8 protein-coding genes, 6 tRNA genes and 2 rRNA genes are annotated in these 14,145 nt (G+C 58.9%); all 16 read right to left on the bottom strand.

Annotation, left to right across the window (positions count from 1 at the left end):
• Nucleotides 1-69 precede the first annotated feature (69 nt).
• The gene (gene rpoB / locus OMK73_RS26310; RefSeq protein WP_267604580.1) at nucleotides 70-4,176 is read right to left on the bottom strand and encodes a DNA-directed RNA polymerase subunit beta; all 4,107 of its coding nucleotides are present in this window, start codon (nucleotides 4,174-4,176) and stop codon (nucleotides 70-72) included.
• A gap of 409 nt (nucleotides 4,177-4,585) precedes the next feature.
• Nucleotides 4,586-4,957 carry a 50S ribosomal protein L7/L12 gene (gene rplL / locus OMK73_RS26315; protein WP_006162333.1) on the bottom strand — a complete coding sequence of 124 codons (372 nt, stop codon included), beginning with the start codon at nucleotides 4,955-4,957 and terminating at the stop codon, nucleotides 4,586-4,588.
• A 76-nt stretch (nucleotides 4,958-5,033) separates the two neighbouring features.
• Entirely contained in the window at nucleotides 5,034-5,582 is a 549-nt protein-coding gene (gene rplJ / locus OMK73_RS26320) for a 50S ribosomal protein L10 (RefSeq protein WP_006162335.1), read from the bottom strand.
• Nucleotides 5,583-6,013: 431 nt separating this feature from the next.
• Nucleotides 6,014-6,709 (bottom strand): 50S ribosomal protein L1, encoded by a 696-nt coding sequence (gene rplA / locus OMK73_RS26325; RefSeq protein ID WP_006162337.1) that lies wholly within the window; start codon nucleotides 6,707-6,709, stop codon nucleotides 6,014-6,016.
• Nucleotides 6,710-7,141 carry a 50S ribosomal protein L11 gene (gene rplK, locus OMK73_RS26330; RefSeq protein WP_006162338.1) on the bottom strand — a complete coding sequence of 144 codons (432 nt, stop codon included), beginning with the start codon at nucleotides 7,139-7,141 and terminating at the stop codon, nucleotides 6,710-6,712. It abuts the gene before it with no gap.
• Nucleotides 7,142-7,350: 209 nt separating this feature from the next.
• Entirely contained in the window at nucleotides 7,351-7,932 is a 582-nt protein-coding gene (gene nusG, locus OMK73_RS26335; protein ID WP_006162340.1) for a transcription termination/antitermination protein NusG, read from the bottom strand.
• A 10-nt stretch (nucleotides 7,933-7,942) separates the two neighbouring features.
• Nucleotides 7,943-8,323, bottom strand: a complete 381-nt coding sequence (gene secE / locus OMK73_RS26340) for a preprotein translocase subunit SecE (protein WP_045243152.1) — start codon at nucleotides 8,321-8,323, stop codon at nucleotides 7,943-7,945.
• 61 nt (nucleotides 8,324-8,384) lie between these two features.
• Nucleotides 8,385-8,460 (bottom strand) — tRNA-Trp (locus OMK73_RS26345).
• A gap of 84 nt (nucleotides 8,461-8,544) precedes the next feature.
• A complete protein-coding gene (tuf, locus tag OMK73_RS26350) occupies nucleotides 8,545-9,735 on the bottom strand; it encodes an elongation factor Tu (RefSeq protein WP_267604579.1) in 1,191 nt (396 codons plus the stop codon).
• Between the two features lie 43 nt (nucleotides 9,736-9,778).
• Nucleotides 9,779-9,853, bottom strand: a tRNA-Thr gene (locus OMK73_RS26355).
• 45 nt (nucleotides 9,854-9,898) lie between these two features.
• Nucleotides 9,899-9,972 (bottom strand) — tRNA-Gly (locus tag OMK73_RS26360).
• A 63-nt stretch (nucleotides 9,973-10,035) separates the two neighbouring features.
• Nucleotides 10,036-10,121 (bottom strand) — tRNA-Tyr (locus OMK73_RS26365).
• Between the two features lie 336 nt (nucleotides 10,122-10,457).
• Nucleotides 10,458-10,570 (bottom strand): 5S ribosomal RNA (gene rrf, locus OMK73_RS26370).
• A 135-nt stretch (nucleotides 10,571-10,705) separates the two neighbouring features.
• A 23S ribosomal RNA gene (locus OMK73_RS26375) occupies nucleotides 10,706-13,583 on the bottom strand.
• Nucleotides 13,584-13,888: 305 nt separating this feature from the next.
• A tRNA-Ala gene (locus OMK73_RS26380) sits at nucleotides 13,889-13,964 on the bottom strand.
• A gap of 60 nt (nucleotides 13,965-14,024) precedes the next feature.
• Nucleotides 14,025-14,101: transfer RNA gene (locus OMK73_RS26385), tRNA-Ile, on the bottom strand.
• Nucleotides 14,102-14,145: the final 44 nt, after the last annotated feature.

Below are 14,145 nucleotides of genomic sequence, written 5' to 3' on the forward strand. Positions count from 1 at the left end.
GGGAAAACCGTAGCGGGCAATCGGCGGCAGGCGGGCTATTGCCGGCCTGCCGCGCACTCTCGATCCGAATCAATAGCGATCGAGGTCGATGTCGATACCCAGCGAACGGATTTCCTTCACCAGCACGTTGAACGATTCCGGCATGCCGGCATCGATCGAGTGCTCGCCCTTGACGATGTTCTCGTAGACCTTGGTCCGGCCGTTCACGTCATCGGACTTGACCGTCAGCATTTCCTGCAGCACGTAGGAGGCGCCATAAGCTTCCAGCGCCCACACTTCCATCTCACCGAAACGCTGGCCACCGAACTGCGCCTTACCACCCAGCGGCTGCTGGGTCACCAGCGAGTACGGGCCGGTCGAACGGGCGTGCATCTTGTCGTCGACCAAGTGGTGCAGCTTCAGCATGTGCATCACGCCCAGCGTCACCGGACGCTCGAACGCTTCGCCGGTACGGCCGTCGTGCAGCGTGACCTGTTGCTTGGAAGCGGTCAGGCCCATGTCCTTGGCGATCTCTTCCGGGTACGCCAGGTCCAGCATGCGGCGGATTTCGTCCTCATGCGCACCGTCGAACACCGGCGTGGCGAACGGGACACCCTTCTTCAGGTTGGTGGCCAGTTCCAGCACTTCGGCGTCGGACAGGCTGTCGAGGTCTTCCGGCTTGCCGCTCTCGTTGTAGATCTGCGCGAGCAACGGACGCAGTTCCTGCGCCTTCGCCTGTGCCTTGAGCATGGAGCCGATACGCTGGCCCAGGCCGCGTGCAGCCCAGCCCAGGTGGGTTTCCAGAATCTGGCCCACGTTCATCCGCGACGGCACGCCGAGCGGGTTCAGCACGATATCGGCGGGCGTGCCGTCGGCCATGTAGGGCATGTCTTCGATCGGGACGATCTTGGACACAACGCCCTTGTTGCCGTGACGGCCTGCCATCTTGTCGCCAGGCTGCAGGCGGCGCTTGACGGCCAGGTACACCTTGACCATCTTGATCACGCCCGGCGGCAGTTCGTCGCCTTGCGTGAGCTTCTTGCGCTTTTCTTCAAAGGCCAGGTCGAACTCGTGACGCTTCTGCTCGATCGCTTCCTTGACGGCTTCCAGCTGGGCAGCGACTTCTTCGTCGGCCGGGCGGATGTCGAACCAGTGGTACTTGTCCAGGTCGGCCAGGTACTCGCGGGTCAGCTTGGCGCCCTTGGACAGCTTCTTCGGACCGCCATTGACGGTCTTGTCGAGCAGCAGGCGCTCCAGACGCTGGAAGGCATCGCCTTCCACGATACGCAGCTGGTCGTTCAGGTCCAGGCGGTAGCGCTTGAGTTCATCGTCGATGATGGACTGGGCACGCTTGTCGCGGGTCACGCCTTCGCGGGTGAAGACCTGGACGTCGATCACGATACCGCTCATGCCCGAGGGCACGCGCAGCGAGGTGTCCTTCACGTCCGAAGCCTTCTCGCCAAAGATCGCGCGCAGCAGCTTTTCTTCCGGGGTCAGCTGGGTCTCGCCCTTGGGCGTGACCTTGCCGACCAGCACGTCGCCGGCTTCCACTTCGGCACCGATGTAGGTGATGCCGGACTCGTCCAGGCGCGCCAGTTGCGCTTCGGCGAGGTTGGAGATGTCGCGGGTGATTTCTTCCGGTCCCAGCTTGGTGTCACGGGCGACGACCGACAGCTCCTCGATGTGGATCGAGGTGTAGCGGTCTTCGGCAACCACGCGTTCGGAGATCAGGATCGAGTCTTCGAAGTTGTAGCCGTTCCATGGCATGAACGCCACCAGCATGTTCTGGCCGAGCGCGAGCTCGCCCAGGTCGGTCGATGCGCCGTCGGCGATCACGTCGCCACGGGCGACGAAATCCCCGACCTTGACCATCGGACGCTGGTTGATGTTGGTGTTCTGGTTCGAGCGGGTGTACTTGATCAGGTTGTAGATGTCGACGCCGACTTCACCGGCGACAGCTTCCTCATCGTTCACGCGAATCACGATACGCATTGCGTCGACGTAATCCACCACGCCGCCACGGGTTGCCTGGACGGCAGTACCCGAGTCGACCGCAACGGTACGCTCGATGCCGGTACCCACCAGCGGCTTGTCCGGACGCAGGCAAGGCACGGCCTGACGTTGCATGTTGGCGCCCATCAGTGCACGGTTCGCATCATCGTGCTCGAGGAACGGCACCAGCGATGCTGCCGCGGACACGATCTGCGAAGGCGCCACGTCGATGTACTGGACGCGGTCCGGCGTGACCATACGGGTTTCACGCTCGCTGCCTTCACGCGACGACACCAGCTCGTCGATCAGGGTACCGTCGGTGTCAACCGTTGCGTTGGCCTGCGCCACCACGTACTTGCCTTCTTCAATGGCGGACAGGTAGTCGACCTGGTCGGTCAGCTTGCTGTCGACCACCTTGCGGTACGGCGTTTCCAGGAAGCCGTATTCGTTCAGGCGTGCGTACAGTGCCAGCGAGTTGATCAGGCCAATGTTCGGGCCTTCCGGCGTTTCGATCGGGCACACGCGGCCATAGTGGGTCGGGTGCACGTCACGAACTTCAAAGCCTGCGCGTTCACGGGTCAAACCGCCCGGGCCCAGTGCGGAGACACGGCGCTTGTGCGTGATCTCGGACAGCGGGTTGGTCTGGTCCATGAACTGCGACAGCTGCGACGAACCGAAGAACTCGCGGATGGCCGAGGAAATCGGCTTCGAGTTGATCAGGTCGTGCGGCATCAGGTTTTCAGTCTCGGCCTGGCCCAGACGTTCCTTGACGGCGCGCTCCACGCGCGACAGGCCGGCACGGAACTGGTTTTCGGCCAGTTCGCCAACGCAGCGAACGCGACGATTGCCCAGGTGATCGATGTCATCGACCTCGCCCTTGCCGTTGCGCAGGTTGACCAGGATCTTGATGGTCTCGAGGATGTCCTCGTCCTGCAGCACCATGCTGCCTTCACCGCTCGGGCGGCCCAGGCGGCTGTTGACCTTCATACGGCCAACGCGCGACAGGTCGTACGACTCTTCGCTGTAGAACAGGCGCTGGAACAGGGCTTCCACCGCGTCTTCGGTCGGCGGCTCGCCGGGACGCATCATGCGGTAGATGGCGATACGCGCAGCGGTCTGGTCGGCGGTGTCGTCCACGCGCAGGGTCTGCGACATGTACGGACCTTGGTCCAGATCGTTGGTGTACAGGGTCTGGATCTGCTTGACACCGGCTTCGCGCAGGTTTTCCAGCACGGTTTCGGTCAGCTCGTCGTTGGCGTTGGCAATCACCTCGCCGGTATCCGGGTCGATGATGTTCTTCGCCAGCACGCGGCCGAGCAGGTAGTCTTCCGGCACGCTGATCAGCTTGGTACCGGCGGAATCCAGGTCACGGATGTGCTTGGCGTTGATCCGCTTGTCCTTCTCCACGACGACACGGCCGTCCTTGTCGGCGATGTCGAAGCGCGCGACTTCGCCGCGCAGGCGCTCGGGCACGAATTCCATCTGCGCGCCTTCCGACTGCAGCGTGAAATTGTCGAACACGAAGAAGTGCGCGAGGATCTGCTCGGGCGTCAGGCCGATCGACTTCAGCAGGATCGTCACCGGCATCTTGCGGCGGCGGTCAACGCGGAAGTACAGGATGTCCTTCGGGTCGAACTCGAAATCGAGCCACGAACCGCGGTAAGGAATGATACGTGCCGAGAACAGCAGCTTGCCCGAGCTGTGGGTCTTGCCCTTGTCGTGCTCGAAGAACACGCCGGGCGAACGGTGGAGCTGCGAGACGATCACACGCTCGGTACCGTTGATCACGAACGAACCGGTCGACGTCATGAGCGGAATTTCGCCCATGTAGACTTCCTGTTCCTTCACTTCCTTGACCTTGCCCGGATTTTCCCGATCGTTGATGATCAGGCGGACCTTGGCACGCAGCGCCGAGTGGAAGGTCAGGCCGCGCTGTTGACATTCCTTGACGTCGAACGGCGGGTTGGACAGGTGGTAGGAGACGAACTCCATACGGGCAAGCCCGTTGTGCGACACAATCGGGAAGATTGCACTGAAAGCCGCTTGCAGGCCCTCTGTTTTGCGGCGCGAGGGTGGCGTACCCTCTTGCAGAAACTGAGCGTAGGATTCAATCTGGGTGGCAAGCAGGAAAGGAACCTGATGAACCGTCGCGCGCTTCGCAAAACTTTTGCGAATGCGCTTCTTTTCGGTGAAGCTGTACGCCATGGGATCTCCGAATCATCGCAGGGCTGGCTGGACCGGCGCAGCACCTGAGGTGTTCAGCGACTGGGAGGGATTTGGCGGTTGGCCGCTACCAACCTCTGGCTGACGGTGTCCGCACGCTGCGAGCCGGCAGAAACGACGCAATGCGTCATACCGGCCCGGGGGACACCCGACCAAACTTGTCTTCTGCAGTCGGTTCAGAAGACAAACATCAGCAACCACCTAGTGTGCCACTGATGTTTGGCCTCTGCTGAAGCTTAGGCATGCGCCCAGCTGTCAAGCATCGTTTGCGCCATTTGTTCATGCTTCCGGGTGCTGAGTAAAACACACTTCGCAGAAGCGCAAAAAGGCTGGCGCCGGGAATCTCCCTTTGCCAGCCCCATTCGCGTGCCAAAAGGCACGCGAGTACAGCTTACTTGACTTCGACCTTTGCGCCGGCGTCTTCCAGCTTCTTCTTGGCGTCGGCTGCAGCAGCCTTGTCCACGCCTTCCTTGACAGCCTTCGGTGCGCCGTCAACCAGATCCTTGGCTTCCTTCAGGCCCAGGCCGGTGATTTCGCGAACAGCCTTAATCACGCCAACCTTGTTTGCGCCGATTTCCGACAGGATGACGTTGAACTCGGTTTGCTCTTCAGCGGCAGCAGCGCCGGCGCCCGGGGCAGCAGCCACGGCCATCGAAGCGGCGGACACGCCAAACTTTTCTTCGAACGCCTTGACCAGGTCGTTCAGTTCCATCACGGACATCGAGCCTACGGCTTCGAGGATGTCGTCTTTGCTGATTGCCATTTGGAATACTCCTGCTAAATGTGATTCGGTATCGGTAATGCGATCTTGATGAGCCAGGCTGCGAAAGGCTTACGCCTTAAGCAGCTGCGCCTTCGCTCTCGGCGGCGGCGGCAGCGCCTTCGCCTTCGGCAGGGGCGCCTTCGCTCTTCTTGGCGGACAGGGCGGCCAGCAGACGGGCGAAGCCCGACACCGGTGCCTGCATCACGCCGAGCAGCTGAGCAATCAGTTCGTCACGGCTCGGGATCGAGGCCAGTGCCTTGACGGCAGCAGCATCGAGCACGTTGCCGTCGTACGACGCTGCGCGCAGAACCAACTTGTCGTTGGTCTTGGCAAAGTCGTTCAGAACCTTGGCCGACGACACTGCATCTTCGGAAATACCGTAGATCAGCGGACCGGTCATTTGCTCTGCGAGGCCTGCAAACGGCGTGCCTTCCACGGCGCGGCGGGCCAGCGTGTTCTTCAGAACACGCAGGTACACGCCTTGCTCGCGGGCCTTGGCGCGCAGCTTGGTCAGATCGCCAACCGCAATGCCGCGATATTCGGCTACGACGATGGTCTGGGCTTTGGCGACTTGCGCCGAAACCTCAGCAACGACGGCCTTCTTATCTTCAATATTAAGTGGCACGGTTAAGCTCCAAAACGATGCTTGTCCCCCGGATCGTCCGGGGCACGCACATCAGTCCAAACGAACGGCGTCCGATTTGGCCCGAATCACCCGGGTCATTGCCCGGATTCTTCAATCCCTCGGGTGCGCCATCTGCGCTGGTGGGCCGGGAGGCGTCGCGGCAGGCCAAAGCCACGCTGCGTACGTTCCGTCCGATTAAGGCGAGGCAGCCATCCTGCAGCCGCACCCGCCACCAGCGGTCTTTGATAACCAGCGGTGCCTGCTCCGCGCTTGCGCGCCGGCGGGCACCACTGCCCAAAGCCTTGCTCCTCTATCCTGGGGTGTCCTATGAGGCACCGCCTGACTCCGGAGACGATCCCGGCGCGAGCCAGGATCCTCAATTCTCTACGCTGGGCGACGTTATCGGGTCCGCCCTGCGGTTGCCGCCAGCCTTAGGCCGACAGCGAAGCCTGTTCCACGCGAACGCCAACGCCCATGGTGGACGACACGGCGATCTTGCGCAGGTACACGCCCTTGCTGGTAGCCGGCTTCGACTTCACCAGGGCTTCGATCAGCGCGCTCAGGTTGCGCTTCAGATCGGCGTCCTGGAACGAACGGCGGCCGATGGTGGCGTGGATGATACCGGCCTTGTCGACACGGTATTGCACCTGACCGGCCTTGGCGTTCTTCACAGCCTGGGCCACGTCGGGGGTAACCGTACCGACCTTCGGGTTCGGCATCAGGCCGCGCGGGCCCAGGATCTGACCCAGCGTACCAACGATACGCATGGTGTCCGGCGAGGCGATCACCACGTCGAAGTTCAGGTTGCCGGCCTTGACTTGCTCAGCCAGGTCTTCCATGCCGACGATCTCAGCGCCAGCTGCCTTGGCAGCTTCGGCCTTTTCGCCTTGGGCGAACACAGCCACGCGAACCGACTTGCCGGTACCGGCAGGCAGCACGACGGAGCCACGAACCACCTGGTCCGACTTCTTCGCATCGATGCCCAGTTGCACGGCAACGTCGATGGATTCGTCGAACTTGGCCGATGCGCAACCCTTCACCAGGCCCAGGGCCTCGTCGATCGGGTAGAACTTGGTGCGCTCGATCTTCGCCTTGTTGGCGGCGGTGCGCTTGGAAACCTTAGCCATTTACAGACCCTCCACGGTGATGCCCATCGAGCGAGCCGAACCGGCGATCGTACGCACGGCAGCGTCCAGATCGGCAGCGGTCAGGTCAGCGTTCTTTGCCTTGGCGATTTCTTCAGCCTGGGCACGCGTGATCTTGCCAACCTTGTCGGTGTGCGGCTTGGCCGAACCCTTGGTCAGGCCAGCCGCCTTCTTGATCAGAACGGTCGCCGGCGGCGACTTCATCACGAAGGTGAAGCTCTTGTCGGCGAAGGCGGTAATCACCACCGGCACCGGCAGGCCGGGTTCCATGCCTTGGGTCTGCGCGTTGAACGCCTTGCAGAACTCCATGATGTTCAGACCGCGTTGACCCAGTGCGGGGCCCACGGGCGGGGAGGGATTTGCCTTACCAGCCGGAATTTGCAGCTTGATAAAGCCAATGATCTTCTTGGCCATATTTACTCCAATCCGGACCGCTTCCTGGAGGAATACGATCCTGTTGAGTCGTAGCGCGCTATCGCCGCAAGGGCGGTTCATCCACCCCAGCCAGCCTCACGCTCCTCTTGTGGCCGGCCCCTTGCGGGACTGGCCGCTGCATTTTTCGCTGACCTTGCGGCCAACATAAAACGCTAAAACCTGAACTGCTTTGAACCGCCTAAACCCGCTTAAACCTTCTCGACCTGGCCAAACTCGAGCTCGACCGGGGTAGCACGCCCGAAGATGGTGACCGAGACGCGCAGGCGCGATTTCTCGTAGTTCACTTCCTCGACGTTGCCATTGAAGTCGGTGAAAGGACCGTCCTTGACGCGTACCATTTCGCCCACTTCGAACAGGGTCTTGGGGCGCGGCTTCTCGACCCCTTCCTGCATCTGGGTCATGATCTTGTCGACTTCCTTCTGGGAAATCGGGCTCGGTCGGTTGCGCGCACCGCCCACGAAGCCAGTGACCTTGCTGGTGTTCTTCACCAGGTGCCAGGTCTCGTCGGTCATTTCCATCTCGACCAGCACGTAACCCGGGAAGAAGCGACGCTCGGTGACAGACTTCTGCCCACCCTTGATTTCAACGACTTCTTCGGACGGGACCAGGATGCGGCCAAACTTGTCCTGCATTTCGGCGCGCTCGATGCGCTCCTGCAGCGCGCGCTGCACACTCTTTTCCATGCCGGAATAGGCGTGCACCACATACCAGCGCTTCTTCGACGAAGGCGATTCAGCTGCGGGGACTTCCTGTTGTGCGTTATCCGTCATGTTCTATCCTTCATTTCCAGCCCAGCACGAGCGAAAAGATGACCCACTCGATGAGCTTGTCCGCAGACCACAGGAACACGGCCATGATCACGACAAAGACAAACACCAGGCCGGTCATCTGCCCGGCTTCCTTGCGGGTGGGCCAAACGACCTTACGGACTTCGCGATACGATTCCTTGGAGAAACCGATGAAGTCCTTGCCTGGTGCCGAGACCAGCGCGACCACCACGCCCAGCGCAATGCCGCCGAACAGCGCAGCGCCACGCACGTAGGATGGTTGCTGTGCCAAGGCATAGAAACCGATGACGCCGGCAACCACCAGTAGCACCGCGACGCCAAGCAACCACTTACCACTAGCGGCGTTGACGGTTTCGACGTTGGGATTGGCCATGTTTCGCAAACGAGACTAAGCCGCGTCACGATACTCTCTATCGCGACGCGGCTGATTGAATTGGCAGGGGCAGAGGGAATCGAACCCCCAACCTTCGGTTTTGGAGACCGACGCTCTGCCAGTTGAGCTATACCCCTAAAACAACTGTGGGGTCGGCGGTCAGGCCAACCCCTCTGGCAACGAATACGGCCGGTTGGTGCCGTATTCGCTGGTCGACTTTATCAGTCGAGGATCTTTGCCACGACGCCGGCGCCGACGGTACGACCGCCTTCACGGATGGCGAAACGCAGGCCTTCTTCCATGGCGATCGGGGCAATCAGCTTGACCGTGATCGACACGTTGTCACCCGGCATGACCATTTCCTTGTCCTTCGGCAGCTCGATCGAGCCAGTCACGTCGGTCGTACGGAAGTAGAACTGCGGGCGGTAGTTGTTGAAGAACGGGGTGTGACGGCCGCCTTCGTCCTTCGACAAGATGTAGACCTCGCCGGTGAAGTGCGTGTGCGGCTTGATCGAACCCGGCTTGCACAGCACTTGGCCGCGCTCGACGTCTTCGCGCTTCGTGCCGCGCAGCAGCAGACCCACGTTGTCGCCAGCTTGACCTTGGTCCAGCAGCTTGCGGAACATTTCCACGCCGGTGCAGATGGTCTTGACCGTCGGCTTGATACCAACGATTTCGATTTCTTCACCGACCTTGATGATGCCGCGCTCGATACGACCGGTCACAACCGTGCCACGGCCCGAGATCGAGAACACGTCTTCCACCGGCATCAGGAAGGTGCCGTCGATGGCACGTTCCGGCGTCGGGATGTAGGTGTCCAGCGTGTCGGCCAGGGCCAGGATCGCTTGCTCGCCCAGTTCGCCCTTGTCGCCTTCCAGTGCCAGCTTGGCCGAACCCTTGATGATCGGGGTGTCGTCGCCGGGGAATTCGTACTTGGACAAGAGCTCGCGCACTTCCATTTCGACCAGCTCGAGCAGCTCGGCGTCGTCGACCATGTCGCACTTGTTCAGGAACACGATGATGTAAGGCACGCCAACCTGGCGGGCCAGCAGGATGTGTTCGCGGGTCTGGGGCATGGGGCCGTCAGCGGCCGAGCACACCAGGATTGCGCCGTCCATCTGTGCGGCGCCCGTGATCATGTTCTTCACATAGTCAGCGTGGCCCGGGCAGTCAACGTGTGCGTAGTGGCGGTTAGCCGTTTCGTACTCGACGTGTGCGGTATTGATGGTAATACCGCGTGCCTTTTCTTCCGGCGCTGCGTCGATTTCGTCGTACTTCTTGGCCGAACCGCCAAACTTGGCCGCCAGCACCGTAGCAATTGCTGCCGTCAGGGTGGTCTTACCATGGTCAACGTGACCGATCGTACCAACGTTCACGTGCGGTTTAGTCCGCGAGAACTTTTCCTTTGCCATTTCGCGACTCCTGTGTCGGTAGCGATATTGCTAGTGCGGTATTTGGTGCCCATGGGCAGGATCGAACTGCCGACCTCTCCCTTACCAAGGGAGTGCTCTACCACTGAGCCACATGGGCGAAACTTGACTGCTGCTTTTCAGAACTGCAAGAACCCGGGCAATCTGGAGCGGGTGAAGGGAATCGAACCCTCGTCGTAAGCTTGGAAGGCTTCTGCTCTACCATTGAGCTACACCCGCCGGGTTACCACGCTTTCTGCTTCACCGACGCCTGCCGGGTACTCACTACTGCTTTGCAATTCTTGGTGGAGAGGGTTGGATTCGAACCAACGTAGGCGTAAGCCAACAGATTTACAGTCTGCCCCCTTTAGCCACTCGGGCACCTCTCCGCAGTGAACTTCTGATTATGGTGTAACTTTCCTTGGCTGTCAAGCACTTTCCGTACTATGCAAAGTAGGGAAGGACAGACCTTGGAGCGTTGAACCTGGCACCAGCGTAGGCTGCCCGATCGCACCATCATCGTCGGCATTCAATAAAGAACACCTTCACCCTATAGGGCCTCGCCGCGGCCTCTAAAACGGCTTCTGGCGGCCTCTGGGGCCTTGCTTTGACCTCGGAACCGGCTCGCCAGGCTGGCGGCCTGGGCGCTGCTTAAGCCTGATCGGCAAACCGCCGCCACAAAAGCAAAACCCCCAGTACTTTCGTACTGGGGGTTTCAAGGGAGAGCCTGGCGATTACCTACTTTCACACGGGTATCCGCACTATCATCGGCGTGGAGTCGTTTCACGGTCCTGTTCGGGATGGGAAGGGGTGGTTCCAACTCGCTATGGTCACCAGGCATAAACGGTGGCCGCGTTGACTTGGTCAACGCAGCGAATAGGGATGTAGTAGTAGGTTGCGAGGTATCGGCCAAGCTGCTGTGTGGCTGTCGCAGCGGCACGCGATACTCAACCAGGAGAAACACACTGGTTATAGGATCAAGCCTTACGGGCAATTAGTACTGGTTAGCTTAACGCATTACTGCGCTTCCACACCCAGCCTATCAACGTCCTGGTCTCGAACGACCCTTCAAGGAGCTCAAGGCTCCAGGGAATCCTCATCTTCAGGCGAGTTTCCCGCTTAGATGCTTTCAGCGGTTATCTCTTCCGTACATAGCTACCCTGCGATGCCTCTGGCGAGACAACAGGTACACCAGCGGTACGTCCACTCCGGTCCTCTCGTACTAGGAGCAGCCCCCGTCAAGATTCCAACGCCCACGGCAGATAGGGACCAAACTGTCTCACGACGTTTTAAACCCAGCTCACGTACCTCTTTAAATGGCGAACAGCCATACCCTTGGGACCGGCTACAGCCCCAGGATGAGATGAGCCGACATCGAGGTGCCAAACACCGCCGTCGATATGAACTCTTGGGCGGTATCAGCCTGTTATCCCCAGAGTACCTTTTATCCGTTGAGCGATGGCCCTTCCATTCAGAACCACCGGATCACTATGTCCTGCTTTCGCACCTGCTCGACTTGTCGGTCTCGCAGTTAAGCACGCTTTTGCCATTGCACTTTAGGTACGATGTCCGACCGTACCAAGCGTACCTTCGAACTCCTCCGTTACACTTTGGGAGGAGACCGCCCCAGTCAAACTGCCTACCATGCACTGTCCCCGATCCGGATTCACGGACCAAGGTTAGAACCTCAAACAAACCAGGGTGGTATTTCAAGGACGGCTCCACGCAGACTAGCGTCCACGCTTCAAAGCCTCCCACCTATCCTACACAGATCGGTTCAAAGTCCAATGCAAAGCTACAGTAAAGGTTCATGGGGTCTTTCCGTCTAGCCGCGGGGAGATTGCATCATCACAAACACTTCAACTTCGCTGAGTCTCGGGAGGAGACAGTGTGGCCATCGTTACGCCATTCGTGCAGGTCGGAACTTACCCGACAAGGAATTTCGCTACCTTAGGACCGTTATAGTTACGGCCGCCGTTTACCGGGACTTCAATCAAGAGCTTGCACCCCATCATTTAATCTTCCGGCACCGGGCAGGCGTCACACCCTATACGTCCACTTTCGTGTTTGCAGAGTGCTGTGTTTTTATTAAACAGTCGCAGCCACCATTTTATTGCAACCCCTTCACCCTCCTGGCGCAGGCCAGTCAAGCTACAAGGGCGTACCTTATCCCGAAGTTACGGTACCAATTTGCCGAGTTCCTTCTCCCGAGTTCTCTCAAGCGCCTTAGAATACTCATCTCGCCCACCTGTGTCGGTTTGCGGTACGGTCTCGTATGACTGAAGCTTAGAGGCTTTTCTTGGAACCACTTCCAATTGCTTCGCAGCACTAGGCCGCTCGCCCCACATCCTTGAATTCCGCGCCCGGATTTGCCTAAGCGCCTTCTCCAATGCAGGGACCGGGACTTCCAACACCCGGACAACCTTCCGCGATCCGTCCCCCCATCGCATCATACGACGGTGCAGGAATATTAACCTGCTTCCCATCAGCTACGCATCTCTGCCTCGCCTTAGGGGCCGACTCACCCTACGCCGATGAACGTTGCGTAGGAAACCTTGGGCTTACGGCGAGGGGGCTTTTCACCCCTTTATCGCTACTCATGTCAGCATTCGCACTTCTGATACCTCCAGCATCCTTTACAAGACACCTTCACAGGCTTACAGAACGCTCTCCTACCATGCACTTACGTGCATCCGCAGCTTCGGTGACTGGCTTAGCCCCGTTACATCTTCCGCGCAGGACGACTCGATCAGTGAGCTATTACGCTTTCTTTAAAGGATGGCTGCTTCTAAGCCAACCTCCTGACTGTTTTAGCCTTCCCACTTCGTTTCCCACTTAGCCAATCTTAGGGACCTTAGCTGGCGGTCTGGGTTGTTTCCCTCTTGACACCGGACGTTAGCACCCGATGTCTGTCTCCCGTGATTGCACTCTTCGGTATTCGGAGTTTGCTATGGCGGGGTAATCAGCAATAGACCCCCCAACCATGACAGTGCTCTACCCCCGAAGGTGAGACACGAGGCACTACCTAAATAGTTTTCGGAGAGAACCAGCTATTTCCAGACTTGTTTAGCCTTTCACCCCTATCCACAGCTCATCCCCTAACTTTTCAACGTTAGTGGGTTCGGTCCTCCAGTACGTGTTACCGCACCTTCAACCTGGCCATGGATAGATCGTCTGGTTTCGGGTCTACACCCAGCGACTGAACGCCCTATTCGGACTCGCTTTCGCTACGCCTTCCCTAATCGGTTAAGCTTGCCACTGAATGTAAGTCGCTGACCCATTATACAAAAGGTACGCCGTCACCCGTTTCCAGGCTCCGACTGTTTGTATGCATGCGGTTTCAGGATCTATTTCACTCCCCTCCCGGGGTTCTTTTCGCCTTTCCCTCACGGTACTGGTTCACTATCGGTCGATCACGAGTATTTAGCCTTGGAGGATGGTCCCCCCATCTTCAGACAGGATTTCACGTGTCCCGCCCTACTTGTCGTACACCTAGTTCCACAACGCTGTTTTCGCATACAGGGCTATCACCTGCTATGGCCGGGCTTTCCATCCCGTTCTGCTAACAACACTGCTAAAGAGTACAAGGCTCTTCCCATTTCGTTCGCCACTACTCTGGGAATCTCGGTTGATTTCTGTTCCTGCAGCTACTTAGATGTTTCAGTTCGCCGCGTTCGCTTCCCTGACCTATGTATTCAGTCAGGGATGACCCATACGGGCCGGGTTTCCCCATTCGGACATCTCCGGATCAAAGCTTGTTTGCCAGCTCCCCGAAGCTTTTCGCAGGCTACCGCGTCCTTCATCGCCTGTGATCGCCAAGGCATCCACCACATGCACTTGTTCGCTTGACCCTATAACGAGTGTGTCTCAAACTTGCGTCCAAGTACGTGCTCGCTACAGGATGAGTTCTCGCATTTGTGCCGTATTCCAAGTCATCTTTCGATCACTTAAATACATTTTGGTTGATACAATCACAACCCGGTATCGTGTTTTACTGCAGCGTCTCATCAACGCTCACGACACCTTTACTACATCCCATATTGTTAAAGAACAGCCGAGCGAGACTTGGTCCCGCATCGTCTTGGCCAAGGCCAAAGGCAAACGCTCAAGACTAAGCGCTTGCCTTTGACGACCAATCCAAGGTTACTGAAGTAAGTGGTGGAGGATGACGGGATCGAACCGACGACCCCCTGCTTGCAAAGCAGGTGCTCTCCCAGCTGAGCTAATCCCCCTTTACTTCTCTGTCCGGAGGCTCAACATCGACTCACATCGTCGAACCACCATCCGTAACTTGGTGGGTCTGGTAGGACTTGAACCTACGACCCCCGCCTTATCAAGACGGTGCTCTAACCACCTGAGCTACAGACCCTTGGCTGTAACAGCAAACAAACCGATAAGTGTGAACGCTCGACG

The sequence above is a fragment of the Cupriavidus sp. D39 genome (genome assembly GCF_026627925.1).
Taxonomy (GTDB): Bacteria; Pseudomonadota; Gammaproteobacteria; order Burkholderiales; family Burkholderiaceae; genus Cupriavidus; species Cupriavidus ulmosensis.

Excerpts from the sequence above, each read along its gene's own strand:
- rplK (WP_006162338.1), bottom strand. The coding sequence starts at position 7,141 with ATGGCCAAGAAGATCATTGGCTTTATCAAGCTGCAAATTCCGGCTGGT.
- rplA (WP_006162337.1), bottom strand. The coding sequence starts at position 6,709 with ATGGCTAAGGTTTCCAAGCGCACCGCCGCCAACAAGGCGAAGATCGAG.
- tuf (WP_267604579.1), bottom strand. The coding sequence starts at position 9,735 with ATGGCAAAGGAAAAGTTCTCGCGGACTAAACCGCACGTGAACGTTGGT.
- secE (WP_045243152.1), bottom strand. The coding sequence starts at position 8,323 with ATGGCCAATCCCAACGTCGAAACCGTCAACGCCGCTAGTGGTAAGTGG.
- rpoB (WP_267604580.1), bottom strand. The coding sequence starts at position 4,176 with ATGGCGTACAGCTTCACCGAAAAGAAGCGCATTCGCAAAAGTTTTGCG.
- nusG (WP_006162340.1), bottom strand. The coding sequence starts at position 7,932 with ATGACGGATAACGCACAACAGGAAGTCCCCGCAGCTGAATCGCCTTCG.
- rplL (WP_006162333.1), bottom strand. The coding sequence starts at position 4,957 with ATGGCAATCAGCAAAGACGACATCCTCGAAGCCGTAGGCTCGATGTCC.